General features: G+C 40.2%; 18 protein-coding genes. 5 read left to right on the top strand and 13 right to left on the bottom strand.

All coding sequences use genetic code 11. The features are described 5' to 3' along the window. From AC5JMK_RS22855 to ftsH, 3 genes are all read right to left on the bottom strand, one after another. Window positions 1-200 (bottom strand): hypothetical protein (locus AC5JMK_RS22855; RefSeq protein ID WP_495911103.1); only part of this gene is annotated, 200 nt, incomplete at its 3' end. 22 nt (window positions 201-222) lie between these two features. Further along, window positions 223-876, bottom strand: coding sequence for a PucR family transcriptional regulator (locus AC5JMK_RS22850; protein WP_495911102.1), 654 nt, complete (start codon window positions 874-876; stop codon window positions 223-225). A 347-nt stretch (window positions 877-1,223) separates the two neighbouring features. After that, the gene (ftsH, locus tag AC5JMK_RS22845; RefSeq protein WP_495911101.1) at window positions 1,224-3,164 is read right to left on the bottom strand and encodes an ATP-dependent zinc metalloprotease FtsH; all 1,941 of its coding nucleotides are present in this window, start codon (window positions 3,162-3,164) and stop codon (window positions 1,224-1,226) included. 287 nt (window positions 3,165-3,451) lie between these two features. Between ftsH and AC5JMK_RS22840 the strand changes: the two genes are divergently transcribed. Next, window positions 3,452-3,649 (top strand): hypothetical protein, encoded by a 198-nt coding sequence (locus AC5JMK_RS22840; protein WP_096674737.1) that lies wholly within the window; start codon window positions 3,452-3,454, stop codon window positions 3,647-3,649. A gap of 136 nt (window positions 3,650-3,785) precedes the next feature. After that, a complete protein-coding gene (locus AC5JMK_RS22835) occupies window positions 3,786-4,940 on the top strand; it encodes an AI-2E family transporter (protein WP_096674739.1) in 1,155 nt (384 codons plus the stop codon). A gap of 133 nt (window positions 4,941-5,073) precedes the next feature. On the opposite strand, the gene AC5JMK_RS22830 is transcribed toward AC5JMK_RS22835, so the two are convergent. The 4 genes from AC5JMK_RS22830 to AC5JMK_RS22815 form a co-directional block, all read right to left on the bottom strand. Next, on the bottom strand, window positions 5,074-6,105 hold the full coding sequence (locus tag AC5JMK_RS22830) for a hypothetical protein (protein WP_096674741.1): 1,032 nt from the start codon (window positions 6,103-6,105) through the stop codon (window positions 5,074-5,076). Between the two features lie 101 nt (window positions 6,106-6,206). Continuing rightward, complete coding sequence (locus AC5JMK_RS22825; RefSeq protein WP_495911100.1) at window positions 6,207-7,670, bottom strand: phosphate/phosphite/phosphonate ABC transporter substrate-binding protein; 1,464 nt, start codon at window positions 7,668-7,670, stop codon at window positions 6,207-6,209. Beyond that, window positions 7,670-9,736: a 3'-5' exonuclease gene (locus AC5JMK_RS22820; RefSeq protein ID WP_495911099.1), complete on the bottom strand. Its 2,067-nt coding sequence runs from the start codon at window positions 9,734-9,736 to the stop codon at window positions 7,670-7,672. The genes AC5JMK_RS22825 and AC5JMK_RS22820 overlap by 1 nt, the downstream gene beginning before the upstream one ends. 161 nt (window positions 9,737-9,897) lie before the next feature. Then, a complete protein-coding gene (locus tag AC5JMK_RS22815) occupies window positions 9,898-11,076 on the bottom strand; it encodes a phosphoserine transaminase (RefSeq protein WP_096674746.1) in 1,179 nt (392 codons plus the stop codon). 282 nt (window positions 11,077-11,358) lie between these two features. On the opposite strand from AC5JMK_RS22815, the gene moaA reads away from it, so the two are divergent. Continuing rightward, window positions 11,359-12,345, top strand: a complete 987-nt coding sequence (gene moaA / locus AC5JMK_RS22810) for a GTP 3',8-cyclase MoaA (protein ID WP_495911098.1) — start codon at window positions 11,359-11,361, stop codon at window positions 12,343-12,345. Between the two features lie 38 nt (window positions 12,346-12,383). Here the strand turns inward: moaA and rpsD are convergent, their stop codons facing one another. After that, window positions 12,384-12,992: a 30S ribosomal protein S4 gene (gene rpsD / locus AC5JMK_RS22805; protein WP_096674750.1), complete on the bottom strand. Its 609-nt coding sequence runs from the start codon at window positions 12,990-12,992 to the stop codon at window positions 12,384-12,386. A gap of 324 nt (window positions 12,993-13,316) precedes the next feature. On the opposite strand from rpsD, the gene AC5JMK_RS22800 reads away from it, so the two are divergent. After that, on the top strand, window positions 13,317-14,012 hold the full coding sequence (locus AC5JMK_RS22800) for a hypothetical protein (protein WP_495911097.1): 696 nt from the start codon (window positions 13,317-13,319) through the stop codon (window positions 14,010-14,012). A 598-nt stretch (window positions 14,013-14,610) separates the two neighbouring features. Here AC5JMK_RS22800 and hetR read toward each other — a convergent pair. Continuing rightward, complete coding sequence (gene hetR, locus AC5JMK_RS22795; protein ID WP_096674756.1) at window positions 14,611-15,510, bottom strand: heterocyst differentiation master regulator HetR; 900 nt, start codon at window positions 15,508-15,510, stop codon at window positions 14,611-14,613. 89 nt (window positions 15,511-15,599) lie between these two features. Here hetR and AC5JMK_RS22790 point away from each other — a divergent pair, with 89 nt between their 5' ends. After that, window positions 15,600-15,782: a hypothetical protein gene (locus tag AC5JMK_RS22790; protein WP_096674758.1), complete on the top strand. Its 183-nt coding sequence runs from the start codon at window positions 15,600-15,602 to the stop codon at window positions 15,780-15,782. Between the two features lie 749 nt (window positions 15,783-16,531). Here AC5JMK_RS22790 and AC5JMK_RS22785 read toward each other — a convergent pair. The 4 genes from AC5JMK_RS22785 to AC5JMK_RS22770 all read right to left on the bottom strand — a co-directional run bounded on the left by AC5JMK_RS22785 (window position 16,532) and on the right by AC5JMK_RS22770 (window position 24,791). Beyond that, entirely contained in the window at window positions 16,532-18,901 is a 2,370-nt protein-coding gene (locus AC5JMK_RS22785; RefSeq protein ID WP_495911096.1) for an EamA family transporter, read from the bottom strand. Window positions 18,902-19,284: 383 nt separating this feature from the next. After that, complete coding sequence (locus AC5JMK_RS22780) at window positions 19,285-20,541, bottom strand: inorganic phosphate transporter (RefSeq protein WP_495911095.1); 1,257 nt, start codon at window positions 20,539-20,541, stop codon at window positions 19,285-19,287. Window positions 20,542-20,947: 406 nt separating this feature from the next. Continuing rightward, complete coding sequence (locus AC5JMK_RS22775; protein ID WP_096674764.1) at window positions 20,948-21,994, bottom strand: zinc-dependent dehydrogenase; 1,047 nt, start codon at window positions 21,992-21,994, stop codon at window positions 20,948-20,950. A gap of 154 nt (window positions 21,995-22,148) precedes the next feature. Beyond that, complete coding sequence (locus tag AC5JMK_RS22770; RefSeq protein ID WP_495911094.1) at window positions 22,149-24,791, bottom strand: chloride channel protein; 2,643 nt, start codon at window positions 24,789-24,791, stop codon at window positions 22,149-22,151. Window positions 24,792-24,945: the final 154 nt, after the last annotated feature.

Genomic DNA, 24,945 nt, shown 5'->3' with positions numbered 1-24,945 from the left:
TTGAAACTGGAAAGTTCTCGTTTGAAACTGGAAAGTTCTCGTTTGAAACCGGAAAGTTCTCGTTTGAAACCGGAAAGTTCTCGTTTGAAACTGGAAAGTTCTTGTTTGAAACTGGAAAGTTCTCGTTTGAAACTGGAAAGTTCTCGTTTGAAACTGGAAAGTTCTCGTTTGAAACCGGAAAATTCTCGTTTGAAACCCAATACACCCCTACACCCGTATTTCTTAAGAATTTCCTGATGAAATACTCAGTTTCCGCAGCAGCAAAGCCAAACGAATTTGTACTGCATCATCGAAGTGACGGGGATTAAGCCCGGTTAACAGCCTAACCTTATCTAATCGATAACTCAAAGTATTTCTGTGAATAGAAAGCCGATGAGCTGTCGAAGAGGGACAGCAGTCTTCGGCGAAGAAAGCATCAAGGGTAGTCAACAATTCCGGTTCGTGGTTGAGAGGACTGAGCAAATAAGCAGCTAATTCGATTTTTGTGCGCTCATCTCCAATCCCGACAAAAGCAGTAATTCCTAATCTATCTAAACAATATGCTTGGTTGCGATCGCTTACTGTAGTTTTACTAATTACTAGTTCTACAAGTTCTTGGACTAAACGAAAAGAAATTACTTCGCCGTTACGTGGTTTGCAAACAATGACTTCACCAACTTGTGTATTAAATGTTAATGGCACTCGCAAGTAGTTAGAAGCTTTTTCTTTATAGATGTCGTTGAAAAAGTAATTAATTAACTTGGAGTTGCTACTAGCGATCACATAAGCATCTTGGTCTATGACAAAAACTTCGGCACACAATAACTGTGCTATACGTTCTGTAACTATTGTGGCAATTTTTTCAAATTGTGTAGTAGCGTTTAACAAAGCATTCATTTAATCAAATTCAAGGGCGCAGTGATTCGATTTTGGATTTTTGATTGACAAAATGACTATTTTTTAAAATGTAAAAAGTAACCAATTTTACATTATTTTTATTTTAAGAATGTGCTAATTTTTTTTAATAAAGTTATAAACAGCTAACTAAATTTTAGAGAAAAAAGCATCTTTCTTAAGTTGTAATTATATTTGGAATTTTTGTGAATCCTTGGAAACAAAATGAAATATGGGTATTTTATTAATTAATGAATGCCTAATTTTAATGCGATTTTGTTTAGAAAATAAATAGCGATCGCTCTTTTGAAGGGCGATCGCTGTTCAAGCTTAGATTTCATCTAAAATTCTCACACCAGCAATGTTTGCATCAAGGGTTTATCTTCTGATACTTTACCTGTTCGCAACCATTCTTCTAACTCTACTGGTGCTTTGGCTTGGTTGAGTTTCTCCCGCAGATCTGCACCTTCGAGAATTTCTTTTTGCAACAATTCCTGAGCAGTTTGCTCTAACAAATCACGGTTTTCGTGCAAAATGGTCAAGGCAATGTGGTGAGCATTGTCTACTATTTGCTTCACCTCGCGATCAATTTCTTCAGCCACTTTCGGACTGATGGAACGACGAGGATTACCGTAACCTTCAATAAATTGTTGTTGAATCTTATCAAATGCTACAGGGCCGAGTTTATCGCTCATTCCGTAGAGAGTAACATAACGTTCTGCCAAATCAGTAGCTTTTTGAATGTCATCACTAGCACCCGTAGAGACTTTACCAAACACTGTTTCTTCTGCGGAACGTCCACCCAGCAGGATAGCAATCCGACCACGAATTTCATCTTCAATCATCAAAAAGCGGTCTTCTTCTGGCATCTGAATTGTGTAGCCCAAAGCACCTACGCCTCTAGGGACAACGGAGATTTTTTCAACTTTACCAGTTCCGGGCATCAAAACACCAATAATGGCGTGACCAACTTCGTGATAGGCTACTGTTTTCTTCTCAGTTTCATTGAGAACACGAGAGCGTTTTTCTAAACCAGCCACAAGACGCTCGATCGCTTCGTTAAAATCAGCCATGACTACCGCTTGACGATTTTGGCGTGCAGCCAGCAGTGCAGCTTCGTTCACCAAGTTGGCTAAGTCTGCTCCCGCAAAACCAGGAGTTTTAGCAGCAATAATCCCCAAGTTTACATCATCAGCCAACAAAACATTGCGGGCATGGACTTTGAGAATTGCTTCCCGACCAATTTTATCAGGACGATCCACAACTACTTGACGGTCAAAACGTCCGGGACGGCGCAAAGCTGGATCAAGGATTTCTGGACGGTTGGTAGCAGCGATGATAATGACGCCAGTGTTAGCATCAAAGCCGTCCATTTCGGTGAGTAACTGGTTGAGGGTTTGTTCCCGTTCATCGTTACCACCCATAATTGGGCCTGCACCACCACGAGATTTACCCAAAGCGTCTAATTCATCAATAAAGACAATACACGGTGCTTGTTGTTTGGCTTGTTCAAATAAGTCACGCACACGAGCTGCACCTACACCCACAAACAACTCGATAAATTCTGAACCAGAAATACTGAAGAAAGGTACACTAGCTTCTCCAGCGATCGCTTTGGCTAAAAGTGTTTTACCTGTTCCTGGAGGCCCTACCAACAGTACACCTTTGGGAATTTTTGCACCCAAGCGGGTGTATTTATCAGCGTTTTTCAGGAAGTCTATGATTTCTTCGAGTTCGACTTTGGCTTCATCTACACCAGCAACATCGATAAATTTAACGCCTGTTGTTCCCTCAGAATAGATCCGAGCTTTACTTTTACCAACTGTCAGCGCCGCAGGGCCACCACCACCACTACGATTGAGTAAAAACCCCCAAATTCCAAAGAAAATTAATGGTGGTATCACCCAACTGAGGATAGTGGAAATCCAGCCAGTTTGATTTGGTGGTGGTGCAGCAAATTCCACATTATGATCGCGAAGAATTTTGGGTAAATCCAGATCAATTGCTATGGGTGTGGTTTGGAAAACTTGTTCGGTTTGTTTATCATCAGGGTTTTGAGTTTTGAGCGAATATTCAATGCGATCGCTACCCACAACCGCCCGATCTACTTTACCTGCTTCTACCTGAGCAACAAAATCACTATAGGGGACTTGCGCTATTCTGGGGCCAAGGAAGCTAGGAATAATCAAGTTAAGGATAAACAACAAAGTCAAAAGGAGCAGCAAGCTACCACCGAACTGGCGTATCCTTGGGGGTTTAATTTGTTTTTTATTATTAGTTTCTACAGGCATTTTTGATTACTCTCCAAGTGAAACATTTTTGTCATTTGTTGTCACCAATTACAAATGACCAATGACCAACTTAATACTCATGAACTTTTAGCGATAATATCTTTGAGTCTTAAGCAACTAGTAGTAATAGCAGCAGAAATAGTGGTAGTGGAACTGGCAAATAGATCATTATAGGTATGCAAGCAGAGAGTTTGCTTTTACTCTGCTTGATATTTATTGTAAAAATTGGGTGTTACAATTCGTTATCGTGCCTACCCCCCAGAAGAATGTGAATAGCCGTACTTTTTATGAAAAATCAACTTGGATTTGTGTTAAAGGTATTTTTACTCTCTGCTGTGATTTCGTTATTGATTAAGTATGCAGGCCCTTTTCTATTCATCCCTGCAACGTCAATCAACGCCTTGATTATAGTTTTATTACCGACAGTGATTATGGCGATCGCTCTGCTATGGCGATTCCAAGCCCAGAAACAAATGCTCGATTAAGCTAAAATCGGCTAATCTAGCTGCTTTCTACAGTTACCAGTTTATAGTTAACAGTTATCAAAGTTGCCTGTTGACTGAATAATTGGTAATTAATAGCTGATCTAAAATAGCAGTTTATCGACTGCCAGGAGGCTCGGTGAATCTAGGTCAATGGCTCGGCTTAATTGCCATACTCATGTCTGTGTATATATTGTGGCAACTTAAAGAAGTACTTCTATTGATGTTTGCTGCCATAGTACTAGCAACTACTTTGAATCGACTCGCTCGGAGATTTCAACGCTCCGGGATGAGACGCGGATTCGCCGTAGCCTTGTCAGTAGGAATTTTTCTAGCTGCTATAGTCGGTTTTTTCTGGCTAATTGTCCCGCCTTTTGCCGTTCAGTTTCAACAACTTACCTATCAGGTTCCTAGAGGTATAGAACGCTTTAATATTTGGTTTTCCAATCTCAGATCAATTCTTCCCACCCAGTTAACTCCATACATTCCTGATATCAACAATTTGAGTCAACAAGCACAGCCATTTATTAACCGTGCAGTTGGTACTTCCTTTGCTGTTGTTTCTGGTTCTTTGGAAGTAGTTCTCAAAATATTATTAGTGCTTGTTTTAACAGGGATGTTCTTAGCCGATCCCCAAGCTTACCGCAAGCTATTCATCCGTTTATTTCCTTCTTTTTATCGACGACGGGTAGATGGAATTTTGGATAGATGCGAAATTTCTTTGGAGGGATGGGTTACAGGGGCTTTTATCGCTATGTCTGTGGTGGGATTGATGAGTGTGATCGGCTTATCAATTTTGCGTATTCCCGCCGCCCTTGCTTTAGGGGTTTTAGCAGGATTTTTAAACTTGATTCCCAATCTCGGCCCGACACTCAGTGTTATTCCAGCAATGGCGATCGCACTTTTAGATACTCCCTGGAAATCTCTGGCTGTATTGGGACTCTACTTTTTTATTCAACAAACCGAAAGTAATTTCATCACGCCAATTGTAATGGCGCATCAGGTTTCTTTACTTCCAGCTATTACTTTAATTGCTCAACTATTTTTTGCATATTTGTTTGGCTTCTTAGGCTTATTTTTAGCTCTACCATTAACTGTTGTGGCTAAAATTTGGTTGGAAGAAGTTTTTGTCAAAGATGTTTTAGATCAATGGAATAGTAAACCTAAACGAAAAACTGAATTTATCATCGTTTCTGATAAATTAAACGATGAAACTAGACCAGAAACAGACGATTTAGCAGTTAAAAAAATAACAAATAGTGAAGCAAAGTCCGATATTGATGATGTTAAGTAATAGAGTCACGAACTGAGGGAGCATCCCAAATGTTTCAAAAATTCCCCTTGCGGAAACCTGGACAAAACTACTCAGGTTTCCGCAAGGGGTTTAAACCCAAGCGCGGTATATTGAAAAATGGGGATAGTCCCAACTAAGCCGTTTCCTGAATTTGCAGGCGGATAGCACGTTCTCCTGCACTATCGAGTTGCAATTCCATCACTTCACTACCCAGAGGTTCTAAGCAATCTAGGAGCGATCGCAATTCTGGTGTACTTGCACCTGTATCTACGTATAATCTGTCTGCTAAATTGCCGATGCGTTTCCAGGTCATGTACAATTTGCCGATAGTTTGTTCTAGCTGGGATGCTTGATTGACTAGATCCGCAGCTATGCTTAAACAACCGACTCTTTGTGCTTCTATGAGTGCGGTTTCGATGTCAACTTCTTGTTCGTTCAACGCTTGGACTTGAGCTGCGGCTTTGAGATATTTTGCCAGACTACGGGCTTCTGAAGTTACCTGTTTGAGAGTATCGAGGTCAGGATTTTGGGCTATTTCCTTCTGTAAGCTTTGTTGATGCGATTCTGGCAGTTTTTCCATTTCCTTTACCAGAGGCGCAATATAACGAGGAGGAAGGACATTTTCTGCTGCTTTTTGCTTAACTGGTTCAGGTAACAAATCTGACGACATGGCTGTCCATTCGTCAGTGAGTTGACGTACTTCTCTTCTAGTAATGCGATCGCCTTTTTGTGCTGCTTCACTCACCATGATTTGCACTTCTGGCACTGATTTGGCGGTTTCGACAAAGGCGCGTTTGCTGAAATTCTTAATGGCACTTGGATCTAGCTTGCCTTCTTCTAGAAGTGTATCAGCACTATTAGCAAGCTGAATCCAAGCATAAGCCTGACTTTTACTGATTTCTCGTTCCTTAAGCCATTTGAGAAATCCCGCACCCCGTCCGTCTCCACCCTTTTTCTCTCGATCTCGGACTGCTCTTAAAATTCGCCCCCGCCAAATTTCTGTTTGCAAATCAAAGCGATCGCACACTTGCCAAGCTATATCTAGCTGCTGTTGAAATTCCTGCTCCGGGATTTCTTCGTCTTCTGGATCAGGTATCTCAAAATCCAGGTCTGCTGGCTGTTGTAAAGCAGCAGCTAAGTCATCATAATTATCAGTTGCTTGCACGGTTGGGAACGTAGTAGTGTATGCGATCGGTTTATTATTACACAATCTGCGAACTCTGAGTGTTGCTTATTATCGCTCCCCATCACGCCGCATCAGGTAATCTAATTTAAAACTTTTACTTGATTAGGTCGGGTAATAATCACTTCAAAACTTTCATCTGCACGCCTTTTAGGTACTGCACCAATAATTTGAATTTGTTTTTTTTGAAGATTTATAACACTCATACCATTTGAAGCTTGATTAAGTAAATTTACAAAAGTTACTAATGTATAAATTTTTGATTTTTCATCTTCTAGAGTTAATTTAATCATATTAGAATTAATATAGCTAAAGCCATTCACGCTAGCCGTTATATTAATAGGTTGAACTGGCTTAGAGAAAGACTTATTAAAATGACAGAAAAAGTTAACTGGATTCTTCGTAAAGTCAGCACACTCTAAAACTTTCTCTGTTTTCTGTATAATGCCAATCAAAGATTGATAATTTACTTCTTTATTCAAGTCATAATTAGCTTTTTTATTAACTTCTTTTGGTGCATGTAGTAAAACTTTTTTAAGCGTAGCTCGATCAGGTATTGGTAAATTTGGAGATAAATAAACGCCTGAACCTGGAATCACTTTACTTAAGTGAATTATCCTGATATTTGAATTATTTTGAATTGTATCGCCGTATGCACCAACTCCAACATCAGCTTTTCCTTTTTCAATCAATTCTCGAATTTCTTGTCCTCGAAACCCCATTTTAACCGTCAATGATTTTCCATATAAATCATAAACCGGAACATAAAAACTAGAGACAGAGTTGAAATCTCCCATAGCAATTACTGTTGTTGGCTTCAAATCAGAAAGAGATTGAATTTGGCTATCTGCTCTGACATAGATTGCAGAACGATAATAGGTTGGTTGATCAGGAAACATGTTGGCTACAAAAGTGTAACCACTATCTTTTGCTGTTATAGATAAAACAGGAGATAAGGTAAATGCTATATCCCACTCTTTTCTGAAAATTCGCTCTTTAGCAGTTTGGTAATTAAGTGTCTTATCTCCTTCATGAATAACTTTTACTCGCTCTCCTTTTAGAAATTTGATAAAATCATTAGGTATTAACTGATTTTGAAGATAATCTGCAAGAGAGGCATAATTTTCTGGCTTCCACATGCTACCAATTTTAATGTAAGAAAAGCCAACTTTTGGTTTGCGTAAAAACTCAACATACTTTGCTCCCAGGATTAATATAGAAAGAGATATTACGAAAAAACAAATTCTCCAGAAAAGTGGTTTATTAATTTGTTCATTATCAGAAGATAATATGTATTGATTAATCTGGTGAGAGAGGTTACTCTCAAGAGTATCTAAGTTTATAAAGTTATACAATTCACTTGGACGCTGCCATTCACTTGGAATACCAGAGAACAATATCTTGAGTTTATGATCAGGTATAGCGTCATTATATCCAGTACAATCAAGAATTGCTTCTCCCCTACCTAGTTTATTACTAACTTGCTTTATTTGACGATTATTCATATTAAGTAAGTCAGCTAGTCTAATGATTTCTGATTCATTCATTAAGCTTCCTCAAAACTCCAATAAGAGGACTTATTGAATTGGGAAATAAACCGAGAGGGAGATGTCTTAGACGCACATACAAGTAGTGAACGCATCGCTCGTGAACAACCAACGTAAAAAAGCCTAAGTTGTTGTTTGAGAGCTTCATCTTCTTCTTCAGAAGGTATATTTGTTAAATTAGGTAACTTTCCTTCTTCTAATCCTACTAAAGTAACAAATGGGAACTCGAATCCCTTCGATGAATTAATAGTCATGATTTTAATGCAGTGTTTACTGATATCAATTTCATCTTTTTCCATAAAGGCTGCTTTTAAACCATGCACATTAAGTTGTTGTGCAATAATTTTTCCAATCTCTGGATCAGATGTCAGTACAGCACCTCCATAAACTGGAAGCCTATAAGTCTTAGATGAAGTAATAAAAAAATCTTTATTTTTTTTTATTTGTTGAATCGGATCATTTATTAATAATATCGTTGGTTTATCGCCTATCAAATCAATAGGTTTCGTAGATAAAGTTTCCCCATCACTTGCTAATAGACCTAAATAATTAAAAATTTCAGTACATGCTTTAGTAATTTGAGAAGTACTTCGATAACTATTTCTTAAAATTTTAACCTCTCCTTTAAATTTGATAGCATCCTGAATATAATTCCAACTAAATCCACGTTGGTACAAAGATTGAGAAATGTCTGCTGTTAAGTAAAGTCCACTAGGAGAAACCACAATTTCTGCTAGAAGTCGTAAAGCAACAGGTGATAAATCTTGTGCTTCATCAATAATCACAGCATTGTATGGTTTTTCTTGCTTCTGCTGAACTATCTCTAAAGCTTTCTGTCGCATCAGACCTTTGCTAATATAACCAGAGTCTTGCATGATTTGTTTCCAAAACTTGTAGACTTCCCATATAGCTTCGCGCTGTCTGTTTTTCAATGGTAATTTTCGGCCATATCTGTTTTCCTGTAAGTAACTACTTAAATCATTAATATTACGAGCTTCAATAATAATTTGAATTTCTTCTAATAGATATTCTATTTTTAAATTATTTAATAATATTTGTTGAGATACAGGGATACTTTTAATAGCATATTCTAAAAAAATCAGACCATTATCTTCAGGAAATAAAGGATTGCCATATTGTTGCTTATAATATTTAATTGCTGTCCAATCAAAAGTACTAACCTCAACTCCACATTGTTCTGGTGATTTCCCCAATAAATCCTTAAGTAAGTACTTAGAGTAATTCGCTAATGATTCTGTATAAGTAGTAAATAGAATTTTTTCAACACCACTATCAACTAACTTCTTAACTCGATAGAGTGCTAGGGTTGATTTACCAGTTCCAGCAGCACCTTTAACTAAAATTGCGTTGTTCGTTTGTAAATCTTTGAGCCTTTGCTGTTCCTGACTAAGTTTAAGTAAAAATTTAGTTATTTCAAGCTTACCTTCCACAAAGCTCTCTAAATCTTCTGGTGATACTAAAAGTTCATTTTGATATTCTATTTCATCTAAAGAACGTGGACTTAAATTATCAATTAATAAAAATATGTAATTAGATGGAATATCTAATGAAAGTAATTCATCTTCATTTTTAATAATAAGCAAATTCTCCCAATACCTTTCAGGAATATTCCAGTCTCTCAATTTACCTTCTGTGATGAGTTTATTATCATTACTCAAAGTTTTTGGTTCGAGAGAATCTTCATCAGTTTTGATGTCAGGAAGAGTTGGTTCAGGTATGCGTCTTCTGTAACAATCTCGACGATGGCAAATGCTTAAAAGTTTAATCCAACCATTTCCAAAGGTATAGAATAGTCGGTAGTCATCACCGACATGAACACGTGATACTTCTCGGTTGTTTTTAAGTCTTATGGCATCTAACCTTACAGAATGTGGATCAGCTTGTATGTCGCTTATTTTTCTTGGTAGTTTCCTAGTTACATGACGAGGTAAGTTTAATAGCTCATTGAGAAAGGTTGGTGTTGTCGTAATATTCCATGTCATGGCATCATAAAGTATTGTGTGAAAATTATATTTAATTTTATACAATAAAACTAAGTAAGACACTGGTGAAATTCCTTAGATAAAATACATAACCATAAAATAATGTGAGCTTCTAACGAACTATATTCGTTGGAAGCTCACGTTAAAATAAATTGGCAACAAGTTTAGACAAGTTGGCTCAGTGAACCAACAATCCCCAAGCTAGAAGTTTGTGAAGTTGCGAATTATACTACTTCTTTCATTTCTGTTTTCACAGTTGCATATGCCCAATCCAACCAAGGTAGTAGGGCTTCGATATCTGCTGTTTCAACTGTAGCACCACCCCAAATTCTGATTCCAGGAGGTGCAGCCCGATAGGAAGCGATATCGTAAGCAACTTGCTGTTTTTCTAAGGTTTTAGCCAATTTTTTCGCACATTGTCCCTGTTGTTCTGGACTTAACTCAGTAAACCAAGCATCGACAATTTTGAGACAAATTGATGTACAAGAGCGAGTTTCGGGCTTTTCAGCTAAAAAATTTGCCCAGCTACTTTGTTCCACCCATTTAGCCATAGCTGCAAGGTTGGCTTGAGCGCGGTTAATTAAACCAGGAAGTCCACCAATAGTTTCTGCCCATTTCAGTCCATCCAATGCATCTTCTACGCACAGCATTGATGGGGTGTTGATAGTATCTCCTTGAAAAATTCCTTCAATTAACTTGCCTTTTTGGGCAAGGCGAAATAATTTTGGTAGTGGGCGTGGCGCTTTGTAGGTTTCTAAGCGTTCTACAGCTCGGGGTGAAAGGACGATGACGCCATGTTGGGCTTCTCCACCCAAGACTTTTTGCCAAGAATAGGTAACTACATCTAATTTATCCCAAGGTATGTCCATTGCGAAAACAGCTGATGTTGCATCGCAGATAGTTAAACCAGTGCGATCGCACCGAATCCAATCGCCATTTGGAACACGAACACCGGAAGTAGTTCCATTCCACAAAAATACTACATCGTGGCTAAAATCCACTTGTGCTAAATCCGGTAAACTCCCGTAAGGTGCTTTCAGGATACGAGCATCGTCTAACTGTAGTTCATCGACGACATCTTTTACCCATTCTTGACCAAAGCTTTCCCACGCCAAGATATCTAGGGGGAGTTTTCCCAAGAGTGACCACAGCGCCATTTCTACTGCACCAGTATCAGAAGCTGGTACGATACCTAGGCGATAGTCTGCGGGTACACCCAAAATCTTTTTGGATAGCTCAATTACTTGTTTTAACTTTACTTTCCCACCCTCAGAACGGTGAGATCGACCTACATAAGCATCTTGCAAAACAGAAACAGACCAGCCAGGGCGTTTTGCACAAGGACCAGAGGAAAAATGCGGACGGTGAGGTTTGGTGATTGGAGGAGTAAGATTTTCTGACATAAGTAAATTGCAAAATTGCGGGTGGGGATCACAAACCCGGTTTCTATGAGAAACCGGGTTAAATTAAAAACTCATGAAATGATCATGCCAGATCGAAACACGTTAGCGTTAGCGTAAAGTATCCTAGTCAAACCGTAGTTGAGTTTTTGTCCCGCCATTCATCCCAACACGCTCCCTGAGTACCGTTTCAGTGTGAGGCTTCTGACGGTTCAAGCTAAAATGTATTTATGCATTGACAAAAAATACTTAGGTATGAAAATCATAAAATAAAATTATAAAGTCATGAACCAGGTAGATTACCTCCGGATTAGTTTAGTTGATCGCTGCAATTTTCGTTGTCAATACTGTATGCCGGAGGGTGCAGAATTAGACTATATCCTCAAGCAAAATTTATTGACTGATGAAGAACTACTCACTCTCATTCACGAAGTTTTTATACCCGTAGGATTTACCAGGTTTCGTTTGACTGGGGGAGAACCTTTATTACGTCCACATGTGGTGGAGTTGGTGAGGGCGATCGCTTCTTTTGAAGAAACACAAGACCTCTCAATGACAACCAACGGTTTTTTACTCGCCCCAATGGCGCAAAGTCTCTATCATGCAGGTTTACAGCGAATTAATATTAGCTTGGATTCTCTTGAGCCTGATGTTTTTAACCAAATTATTGGCAATCGTGGTCGTTCTCGCTGGCAAGATGTATGGAATGGAATTCAAGCTGCTTATAGTATAGGATTTGACCCCTTGAAACTAAACGTAGTGGTTATCCCCGATGTCAACGACCATGAAGTTTTGGATCTCGCAGCATTGACCATTGACAAACAATGGCACGTCCGTTTTATTGAGTTTATGCCAATTGGTAATGCAGAATTATTTGGCGATCGCGGTTGGATAGCTTCTGAAGAAATTCGGCAAAGCATCCGCACACGCTGGGGATTGACAGAAGCGCAGGTACGTGGTAACGGGCCAGCCGATGTATTTCAAATTCCAGGGGCGAAGGGAACACTGGGTTTTATCAGTCAGATGTCCGAATGTTTTTGCGATCGTTGTAACCGGATGCGTCTTTCTGCTGATGGTTGGTTACGTCCGTGTTTATTAAACGAAACTGGACAAATAGATTTAAAAACGGCTTTACGAACTGGAGTTAGCATCACCGAACTTCAGCAACAGGTAACAGAATTGTTAGCCATTAAGCCAGAAATCAATTTTCAGTTGCGTGACTCAGGTGCAAAAGATGCGTACACTCGCACCATGTCACAAATTGGTGGTTAGTCATTAATCATTTGCAAATGACTAATGACTAATGACGATTACGCTTGACGTGAGTAGTACTCAACTACGAGTAGTTCGTTAATACTGAGTGCTATCCATTCACGTTCAATGACACTATTGACTTTACCTTCCATCTTGTTTTTGTCAAATTCAAGATGACTGGGAAGATTGGCTAAACCGGGATATTGTAAGTTAGCTTCTACTAACTTCCGGGATGCTTCTTTATTTCTAACAGCAATGACTTCTCCTGGACGACACTGGTAACTAGGAATATTCACCACGCGACCATTAATTGTGACATGTCCGTGGTTTACCAATTGGCGTGCTGCGGGGATAGTGGGAGCCATACCCAAGCGGAAAACTGTATTATCCAAGCGCATTTCTAGCAATTGCAGTAGCACTTGTCCGGTAGAACCAGTCACACGTCTGGCTTTCCGTACATACCGCAGCAGTTGCTTTTCTGTCAAACCGTAGTTGAAGCGGAGTTTTTGCTTTTCTTCAAGACGGACAGCGTACTCAGAACGCTTCTTGCGGTTCTGACCATGCTGACCGGGGGGATAAGAGCGTCTGGCGCTTTTACGAGTTAGTCCTGGCAATTCACCCAGGCGACGTGTAATTCTTAATCGTGGTCCTCTGTATCGGGACATGAGCTTCCTAATCTAATCCTAATTTCAACTGTTACCGTTCATATAAATCTAAACAAAGCTACTCAATAGTAGACAATGCCGATTGAGTTTCAAGCCTTTACAGCAGCGCAAAATGCCAGCAGCCAAGACATTTTTCGCTAACTCCACAGGATATTATACAAGCAATTAGGCGAAATTGGTGATCGGTGATTCCCAATCCCTGATCCAAACCTTCCTGCCAAAATAGGTGAGAACTAACTTTGAAGATGAGATAGCATAACTTTGCGTGATTGGAGTAGAACGGAAATGTCATTCAAGAAAAACAGTAAGTATTTATACAAGAGTATGCTAAAAACTAAACAAATCTTGGGTACTGGGGTAGCTGCACCAGCATTAATTGTGATGGGATGGTTGGGAATGAATTTTTTACCTGGTACAGATGCGATCGCTGTAACTACGGGTGATTACAGGGCTTGTGCTTCTCAACTTCTCAAAGCGGGGATCACTGCGGAAGCAGCAGCACGCGGTTGTGCAAGGGCCTTGCGTCCCAGAGATTTGTCCTCTTGTGTAACTGACATTAAGCAGAACACAGAAATAGCAGTAGTGGATGCGCTACCTACCTGCGTACAAGCATGGCGTCCTGAAGATGTAGGTGCATGTGTAGCTGGCATTAGTAAAACTACTGAAGATAGCAAACAAGTTCTTGACAAACAGCTATTTAACAGAACAGTTTTAAATAACTGTGGTTTGAGTTTATTACCACGGCGCTATGCTCAGTGTGTGGTGGGTTTGCGATTACAAATCGACAATTTAGCCCCCACTCAGGCTTTAAATAACTGTATTGATGCCAGTAATTACGTCAGTGGCTACTTGCCTACTTTTATACCTGTTAATAGAACAGGTAACACGATTATTCAGCCCTCTTTTCAAACTCAGCCAATTCCTAACAACCAAATTCCTGATAACCAAATTCCTGATAACCAAATTCCTAACAACCAAATTCCTAACAACCAAATTCCTGATAACCAGAATGGTCAGTAATATCTAATATCTTGGTTAAGTAATACAGCGCTTTGCATATAAATGGAGTACACTCTGCCCCAACCCTAAGCGCTTGCGCTTAGGGTGTGCGTAGCGCGGGTGGGATTCTTCTGTACCTCACGCTTGTTGAAATCTACTGTAAGTTATACTTCCCCGACTGTGAAAGTGTTGCTACTTAATGAGAAATAGTCGGGGTTTTTACCTGGAACTATTTAGGGACATCAAAAAATTAAATTACTCAATTCCTGCGTCCAATAGGAATATCAGATTTCTTCTCTGTGTGCTTTCCCTGCTTCTCAAAGCGATTGATTATTTTTTTATTTGGAAATCCCTTATGGGCAGGCTAGTTGCTTAATCTGAATAATACCTATAGAAATCACGTTTTAGTTATTATGAAAATGGTGATCCCCAGTGCAGTGAAATCGTGCATAGGAGTGTCAATCTACAAAAAAATGCATTTTTCATTCGGCTTTAATTTATCCCACACTAACAACAATGCACTATTCAGGAATAGTTGTATAGCGTGGGACTATCATCGATGGTACTAGCTGCTAATTTTGCACAGGAAAATCTGAAGACCATACCTATATTCGAGATTTTAGTCTTCTTTTTTACCAAATACCATCTGTAATACCACGGGGATTCCATCATCTTGATGATACTTATCTGCCCAAGCACGGATAATTTCATCCAATTCGTCTTTGGCCTGCTGCATCTTTTCGAGTGGAATATCCAACTCTTCCAAGACTCGCATGGTGTTTGGTCTTTTTTCGGCCCAATCTCGCATCATTCGGAAGAAGCGGGCGGTATCTTCGACCATGATGTAAGTACGCTCTTGGTCGTCTGCTGGTGCATAAAAAGGACGAGTCAGAGCGTAGAAGGGCATTCCCCAAGGAGAATCAATGCGTGTCACCGTACCAGAGTAAAGTAAACGGCGCTTGATATGCTCCGCTAGAGCTTCACTCAAAGGCATTTGGTGTTCTTTGGGTAAATCTTCCTGCGATCGCTTATGCAGAAATTCAATTAACTCTAGAAATTCAAACGAGGTGATCAAATGAGCATCTGGTAAATTAGAGGGTAATTTTTGCTCAATTTGTCTCTTTTCTTCGCTAGTAAGACTTGTTCCAGGAATACGTGAACGTCCTGGCCGCCAAGGATATTTTTCCATCCAGACATAGGGGAACTGAATCAGATAGCGTGGTTCTTGAGAACCTAGCATCTTCAGCAGTTTGCCCTCAGTCAAGGCTTGTCTTACTTCCTCAACAATGGCTTTGACTCGTTTAGGTTCCAAGTGATGTAAATGTCCTGTCATCCGCAGGTTTTGTCCCTGCTCCAGATAGGTCATGTAAATTGCACACTTGGCTGCGGTTGCGGCTGCATCTAAAAATGCCCCATGTCTATGCCCACTTGTCCGCATGGCACTAAAAGCCAGATAAAGCATAATCTGATCCATAGCACTGGGGCCAAGACGCTTGATCAGATCTACGTCATTACTCATATAACAGGCAATTGTATAGCACGTTTACAGTAATCAGTCAATGGAAAGTATGTAGTATACACCCGACTGAAGGCAATGTCTTTACTTAGATGATCTATTATGCGTTAAGTAAGGGTGTTCTTGGTAGTCATAATTGTCATTTAGTCAGTATTTTCTGGCAAATTGGCAGAATCAACTTTTTTGGTAGAGGTAATCGACTAATTTTAAGAAGGGAGAAAGCAGCTATGCAGAAGGATGGATGCTATCAAGCTCAGATTATGGCTCAAATTTGAGTCTATTTATAGATTAGGAGAAAGGTTTAGAGCCTCGCCACTGAGGATGAGATTATCTTGGATTCCAAGGAAAGTTGAAATCTCCAAGCTTGTAGGCGACTTCTTTTCCCCTTTAACCTTTTCGATAATTTAGGTTATTCAAGCTTTAGCTGTAATTTCTCTTTTAATGTATTTGTTTCATGACAAAAGACTAGCCTACGAAGATGAAGGTGGTATGTTTTGCAGTCTCACTAAGAACGCAGCGTATGGTGAGCTGCTCTGAAATTGCCAAGGGATGATGCTGTCCTGATGATAAAGCGAATTTGCTTGAGGGAAAGTCATAGACTTTAAAATCAAAGTGATTAATTCAAAAACAAAAAATCTTGTCTTTTCCAAGGAAGATTTCTGCTGATTTTAGCAATTTTTCGCCAGTGGATATGTAAAAATATTTACAAAATTACTATTTATCTAAAAAGTTTTATTGAAAAACTTCTTAAAAAAGTCATATAAAGGTTGTTAGATTTGAATCTGAAGTTTTGGAATTCAAAAATGTTAACAGAAATTTATTTTTTATTGAAATTTTGGTCAGCAAACATTTAAGTAGAAATGATTCCCAAAAAAAGTTTTTACGACTATGTATAAAAAAGCTGATATTTCCTGGTACCATTAATTCTCTACCCTTTTGCTTTTTTCAAGTCAAAAGGTATTACTGTGGGAATTGAAAATTGGAAATTGAAAATTGAAAATTAAATTTATTTAAATTTCAATTTTTAATGGCGAGAAGTATTACTACTTGTTTTGGTATGATTTCGCATTTTTTCATAGCTAATAGCAGCAGCACCAACAGTTACTAATAAAACTCCTAATACTTGTGCAGGTTGTAGGGTTTCTTGAATAATCAATCCTGTCAAAATCACAGTTAATACAGGAACAGTAGCACCTAGAATTGCCGATCGCGTAGCACCGAGTTTGCGGACACCGACATTATTGAAAACATAGCCAAATAAAGTCAATACGCCCAAAATGAAGGCACTTAAAATCAATTCCAGCAATTTATTGGGATTGACTTGGAGACTCCAAGTGATGGGTAAGGGTATGATCAAACCCACCACAGACAACATCAGCATGGTGGCAAAATTAATTAAAGTAAAAGGCACAGGATGAAGTTTACTTGCACAGATACGTGTCAAAATTATGTAGAAAGCAAAGGCTATTCCTGAAACCAGAGCTGCAATACTGCCGACAAAAGCATTACCTGTACCAACACTTGTATCTCCGGCTAGGATCATCATTTGTCCTACAAAAATAGAGGCGATCGCACCAAAACGAAAAGAAGTAGGTTGTTCTCTAAGCAAAGACCATGCTAAAAGTGCGCTAATGGCTGGATAAACAAACAATAATGCGATCGCTACTCCCGTCGCGATTTGGCTAATAGCAATATAAATCAATACCTGAGACAAAAATAAAAAGCATCCACTCACCATCGACAGCAACAATACTTGCTTGCTTTTTGCATTCGCGGTGTGGGATTTTGTTCGCAATGACTCCGCGAGATTTTGCAAATCTTGCCATACCTGCGGATATAGTATAGGTGCTAAAACCAACATTAATGGTACAACTACCAGCATCCTGAGCATTAAAATCAACAGAGAATTACCAAGAGTAGGCGTTAGTAAACCCTCTACCTCAAATGCTCCAAAAATTAGCGAATCTGAGTTGAAAATGACTTTAATGGCGACGTTGTAAAGCGATATCACCCCTGTTGACAACAAAATCAACAGTAAACCCATTGGTGCGATCGCTGAATTTCTCCGTCGGGATCGCGCGGATGTGGTTACTTCTTCCCTTGGTGATACACCATTGGAAATAAATGTTGTGTCGCCCTCTAGGAAAGAATTGGCTGTCACCACATCATCTTGAGTAAATGTAAAAGGCTCAGATTCTTCTGGTAGATCAATTTGCGCCTCTCCATACTCTCGAATCCTGTTTGTTTCTAGTTCCGTTTCCACATCCCAGTTAGTAGATTCCTCTTGTTCTGTTGTATTGTCTGTAGGATGTGGTGGGATTTCCCAAAAACTTGAGTGCTGTTGTTCTGTTGATTCGTCAGCAGGATGCTGTTGTTCTGTTGTATTGTCTGTAGGATGTGGTGGGATTTCCCAAAAACTTGAATATTGTTGTTCTGTTGATTCGTCAGCAGGATGCTGTTGTTCTGTTGTATTGTCCGTAGGATGTGGTGGAGTTTCCCAAAAACTTGAATATTGTTGTTCTGTTGATTCGTCAGCAGGATGCTGTTGTTCTGTCGTATCGTCAGCAGGATGCTGTTGTTCTGTTGTATTGTCCGTAGGATGTGGTGGAGTTTCCCAAAAACTTGAATATTGTTGTTCTGTCGGTTCGTCCACATAATGTAATGGTGTTTCCCCAAAACTTGGATATTGTTGTTGTGTTGGCTCTTGCTTATGATGGGTTGGGGTTTCCCAAAAACTTGAATATTGTTGTTCTGTTGAGTCGTCCGCAGGATAGGGTGTTGTTTGGATGACTGTTGGAGGAGATTGTTGTGGCGATCGCTGTGTAGTTTTTTCTAGTTCCGCACGTACGAGTTCTCCACGTAGGCGATTTACTAACTCTGCTAAAATTTCTTCCCCTTGCTGTTGTTGCAGTGACATCTGAGACAACTGTTGGGAAATATTAGTTTGATAGTTCTTTACTTCCTGCTGAAGAGTGTGAAAAGTAATAGTGAGGGTATCATCTAAAGAGCCAAGCAGTTGATTAGCAATGGCGTCACTTTCCTTACTGTCTTCAGTGGTTAATTCTACAGCTTGCTTGGCTAAGGTTTCCAGAGAAGATTGTAGTTGCGAGGATATATGACTTGCCAAAATATTGGCTAACTGACGCAACAACACTTGTAATTCGCTTAACTGGCGACCTTGAAGTAGTTCTTCCTTTTCTTCTTGCAGACGTCTGACATCATCAACTAAACGGAGTTTTTCTGTCTGTAAACGTTTGATATCTTCTTGTAAAGACTTGAGCAAAGTCCGTTGGATGATTTGCAATTCTTCAGTGACAGCTCTTAGAGCGGTATCTGCTTCTGTGAATGGATCACCTGTTCGTGAGTTTTCTGACCGCTTCTCATATCGCCCCATTAGTTTGTTACCTCTAACCTACGGTATCCTGTCTGAATCTTGCAGAATTTTGATATGGCTTCAGGCTGTGTATAATTTTTGATAAATTTTTAGGTTAAATAAATTATTCTCTAATATCATTAGTTGTCTCAAAACATCACAGTGACGGGTGTAGTCGAAATAAAAATTAATAATTTTTTTTGGTAATTAAAGTTTCCTAGAAATACATTTACCATGTAAAAATGTAAATACAATGACAGTTTGCCTACAAATCAAAATATTAATTTTTAAGTATTTAGTGGAAGTTAAAAATCTTGCGATCGCCCGAAAAGCATTTTAACAGTTATCAGGAATCAGTTATCAGTTTTATCTGTTAAGTAAGGCTCTTACTACCCACTCATCAGTCAAAAATCTAGAAGTCTGGTAATGCTAAAGATTACAGCACTGAGTCCCGCACTGATGGGAACTGTAACTAGCCAAGCAGTGGCGATTCCTTGCAGAGTCTTAAATTTAACTGAGTTAGGATTTTGCACCAGTCCCACACCGACTACACCACCCACAAGCGCGTGAGAAGTAGAAACAGGTAGTCCCAAACGAGAAGCCAAAAGAATTGTAGTCGCGGTTGCAAGTTCAGCACAAAATCCACTACTGGGTTGTAAAGAAATAATACTTTCGCCAATAGTAGCAATGACTTTCTTACCCCAGATAGCTAAACCAGTAACAATACCACCACCACCAAGTACTAAAATCCAGATAGGAATAGCGATCCCGCCTGTGGGTACAGTACCAGTGCTATTAATATAGACAATCGCCGCCAAAGGAGCGATCGCATTACCGACATCATTTGAACCATGAGCAAAAGCTACAAAACAAGCACTCAGTAACTGGAATTTGGCAAATAGACCTTCAACTACGGAGAATGAAGAAGAAGACACCGAGAGTGTATCCCCTGTGTCCAACTGTCGCCAGCTATACAAACTAAGCGCGATCGCTGCAATACCTCCTACAAATAAGGGAAAATCATGGATTGGTACTTGCATACCGATCTCCTCAGTTAAAAATTTTGCCACTGGTTGAATAACTGATGGTAAAACAATCACACCAAAAATTCCCAGAAACACCACACTCAACCAGGGAATCCACTCATTCAGTTGTAATAATTGATGCGGTTGTTCTAAAATCCAACGTTTGATCTGACTGTAAAACAAAGCTGCGATCGCACCACTGATTACTGGCGTTACAATCCAACCTACAGTGATTTTGCCAATTGATAGCCAATCGATCGCATCTACTCCCAAAGCTACCCAACTAAAGCCAGCGATCGCACCCACAGTTGCATGAGAAGAAGATACAGGCAAACCACGTGCAGTGGCAATTTGTAACCACAAACCGCAACTGATTAACACTGTGATCATCCCAATCATTAAGATCTGGGGTGTACTTGCAAATAATTCAGGATTAGCAATTTTGGTTGCGATCGTTTGCGAGACTTCCTGTCCAAACAGTACCGCTCCTGTAAATTCTAATACACCAGCAATAATCAATGCTTGCTTGAGAGTTACAGCCTTGGAACCAACAGAAGTTCCCATCGCATTAGCAACGTCATTAGCACCAAGGTTAAAAGCCAGATAGAAAGCGAGCAGAATGACTATGAGGATCATGGGGATCGGGGATTGATTGGGGAAAGGGGACAGGGGGACAAGGAGGACAAGGAGGACAAGGAAGCAGGGAGAAGGGAGTGTGGGGAGTGTGGGGAGTGTGGGGGGAATTATTTAACTAAGTTCTCTTCCCGATCCCTGATCCCCATTACCCCTTATCCCCAGAGCAGGGTGGTTTCATACGAAAAAAGAAAAATATGGAAGTCTGTATTTCTCGTTTTGAAGCATAGATTTTTACCCCTCTCCAAACCTCTCCCCTTAATAAGGGGAGAGGCTTTAAAAGAAGATTTTAATTTTTCTCTGCTTGTATGAAACCACCCTGATTACCCCTTATCCCCTCCAGGGGGCCCCACCTTCCCCTTATCCCCTCCAGGGGACCCCTACCTTCCCCAATCCCCAATCCCCAATATCAGGGATAAATCAAAATTTTGTACGTTTCTGGTGTTGGTGCGATCGCTTGATCTACAGCTTGAGATAAATTTTGTAATGGATAGCGATCGCTAATTAATGCTTGTACATCAATGCGTTTATTAAATACAATATCAGCCGCCAGACTTTGTAGGCGATAGGATGAACTGTAGCTACCCATCAAATCAATTTCTCGACGATAGAGAATATTGGGATTAATGGGAATTTCTACTTGATCAGGAAATTCGGCAAAAAAGAGAATTTTACCGCCTTTGCGGGTACAGTCAAGGGCTTGGAAGAAAGCTTTGTCACTGGGAACAGCAAGTAGAGTGACATCTACACCCATACCATTGGTGAGTGCTTGAATTTTAGCTGGTAAATCAGCATCACGAGCATCAAAAGCTGCTTCTGCACCCACAACCAAAGCTTTTTCAATTCGGGAGGGGATCAAATCAGTGGCGATCGCTTTTCCTCCGAAATATTTCACCAACATCACAAACATTAACCCAATTGGCCCCGCACCAGTGATTAAAACTGTTTGTCCAGGTGCAATTTGGGCTTTTTTGACTGCTTTGAGACAGCAATTAGTTGGTTCCACAAAGCTTGCTTCTTCAAAACTGATATGATCGGGAATGGGAATCAACCCACCATTGCGGACAATATGACCGGGAACCTTGACATACTCAGCAAAACCACCACCACTAGGTGCAAATCCGGCTGTAGTACAGATATTTTTATAAGTTTCGCACATTGAAAAATTGTCATTTAGGCAATAGTCGCAACGCATACAAGGGATGTGGTGCATTACCGCTACCCGTTGTCCAATGTGCCAATTTTTAACCTCTGTACCTAGTGCGGCGATCGTCCCCGCAGTTTCATGTCCAAAAATCCGTGGTGGTTCATATAGGGGATAACGAATTTTTTTGATATCCGACTGACACAAACCCACTACTCGCACTTGTACCAGCACTTCATCCGGTTGTAGTTCGGGTACAGGAATTTCTTCGTAGGAAAGTTGATTGACGCCTCTAAATACCTGTGCTTTCACGTTGATATCTCACTGCTCAACGATATTAGATTTAACACTAGGGGCGTGATTTGGGCTATTAATTTTGAGATTTTTACTGGGAATCGGGAATCGGGGATCAGTTATTCTCCCTGCTCCCTGACCTCCACGAATGAATTTAATTTTGTGCAACTAATTAGGTATTTATTGCTCCCCTGACCAAAATCACGGTACTGTCTACACCAGAGGCGATCGCTTCGGGAATATTTCCTTTCATGGCCTGTTGTAATAATCCTTCACGGGAAGCGCCCAAAACAACTACATCATAATTTTCTGTTTTGACTAAGTTGATGATTCCTTCAGTTACAGAATCTGCTTCCAGTGGTGCTGCTACTACGGTACTAGATAATTTTTGACGACGGACGAGTATCCGAATTGCTTCTTCTAGAATTCTCATGTCTGGTTCTGATTCAGATGGCTTAAACACACGGGTGAGGCGAATTTTGGGATCATTTCCTAGCGTCACTAAAGCTGGTAGCAATTTGATCGCCGCTCTTGCATTCGGACCACCAGCCATTGGGACTAGCCAACGGTTGAATTGAGGAGGAGCAAGAGGGAGACGAGGAGTAAATGAAATTCTAGACTCTGGACTTTTCCCTAACTTCACCAACACTATCTCACAACTCGCTTGACGAATTACCGTGTCTACAACATCGCCAAAAATACGACCAGGGGTGGAAGTATTTCCCTTCCACCCCATCAAAATTAGATCAATATGTCTTTCTTTAATTGTCTCTAAGATGGCATGGGCGATATCGTGGGTAACTCGTATTTGTGTATGTACTGGGATTTTCCATTTTTTGCCCAAAACTTCAGCATCTCGTAATAATCGCCGACTTTTAGTTGTTCTGACTGGTGTTTCGGCGGTCGAACTTTGACGAGAAACAATAATTACTTGTAGACATTCTATTTCGTAGTGGCGATCGCGGGCGATTGCTGCTGCCATTCGCAATAATGTCGCAGCTGTTTCAGGATTAGCGACTGGTACTAATAATCTACCTCTACCGATGCTGGGCGATCGCGTTTGATAAACTACGTAAGAAGGTTCCGGTTGTGGTCCGTGTTCTCTAGTTTTACAGTTGAGACTATCGGCTTCTGCCCGAATAATATCAGCACGAGTGATTATGCCAATAATTCTGCGTCCTTCTACGACTGGTAAACGACTGATTTGATGACGATCTAATAAATAGAGTACATTACCTAAGCTGTGGATGGGTGTGACTGTAACTGGCTGTGGCGTCATGATTTCCCGTAGCGGCGTATCTTTTGCTAAGTTGCGATCGCGTATTTTTAATAAATCAGTTTGGGTGACAATTCCTACTAATTTACTCTCCTCCACTACAGGAAATCCGCGATGGTGAGATCTAGAAAAGGCCTGTACTGCTTCTTCCACAGATATCTGTGCATCTAAGGTTTCCACCCGTCGTTGCATCACATCTTTTGCTGTTAAGTTGGTCAATGTATCCTCAACAGGAACTGGGTTTTTAATACTGATGCCACTTAACTCTAAAAGTTTGGTATACAGTGATCCTGGCATCAGCTTGTCAGCAACCAGGTAAGATGTGACAGAACCAACCATCAAGGGTAATACCAGATTGAAATCTGTTGTCATTTCAAAAACAATCACAATCGCCGTAATTGGTACTTTGGAAACAGCGCTAAAAAATGCTCCCATACCTGCTAAAGCATAAGTCGTTGGCGAACCTAATCCAAATAAATTGAATTCAAAAACACCGATGATATAACCTAAACAAGAACCTAAAATTAAACTGGGAGCAAATAACCCTCCTGGCGCACCTGAACCAAATGCTAATAATGTCAAGATAAATTGAGCAAAAAAGGCGATCGCGGCTACGGATGTATTAGCTTCACCAGCGAGGACAAATTCTCGTAATCCAGTATTATCACGGAACGAAGCAGGCAAAAATGCAACAACTATTCCTGATATTAGTCCTGCCAAAGCTATCCGCAAGGATAAACTGATATGAAAACTACGATATATTTGGATACTTTTAATTAATCCCCGATTAAATAATGCTGCCAGTAACCCTGCTAAAATACCTAAAATCAGATAAAAGGGAATTTCTACGATTGAAAAACTGCTAGAAGATTGAGTCAATTCCAAGTTCAGTAGCAAACTACGACCACCTAACAAACGGGAAACAACACCACCGATAAATGAGGCGATGATGGCGGTTCCCAATGTCAGTCCTGATAAATCTTGGAGTAACTCTTCGATCACAAACAACACACCAGCAATCGGTGCATTGAAAGCTGCTGCTAAACCCGCACCCGCACCAGCTGCGATCATCTGACGTCGATGGTCTGGAGAGGTAGGAACCCAGCGACTCATCCCTGCGGCCAAAGCAGCACCAACTTGTACAGTCGGGCCTTGTCTACCCAAGGTAATCCCCGAAGCTAGAGTGATTATGGCACTGAGTAATTTTACAAGCGCCACTCGCCAAGAAAGCTTGACTGGTACATTCGCAAGCGAAGCTTTAACGTGAGGTATACCACTACCAGATGCTTCTGGTGCTAACCTTTCTACCAATATTCCCGCCAAAAACCCGAAGCCTAAACCAATCGCTGGTAGGAATAGCCAAGCTGGTAAAATATGAGAACCATGAACTCGCCATGTTCCTAGCCATCCCGAACCAAATTTCAAGCAGACAGCAGAAAAGGCTGCAACAAGACCAATGACACAGGCCTCTGCGATCGCTAAACCTTTTCTCGGCTGCCAAACGCTGCGAATATACTGATTTAGGAAAGGGGGTGGCATTACAATTAAAATTTAAGACACCAAGAAGAATACATTACACCTTGAAAGGGATACTTTTGAGAAGTTCTCAAATCATCACTCCGCCTAAAGAATTAGCGAAATAGCCCGAAAACATACAGTGTTGCAGACCAATGCTAGAGTGGTACTCATTCTA

The sequence above is a fragment of the Pelatocladus sp. genome (assembly GCF_059505505.1).
This window is presented reverse-complemented; position numbering and strand designations above follow the sequence as displayed.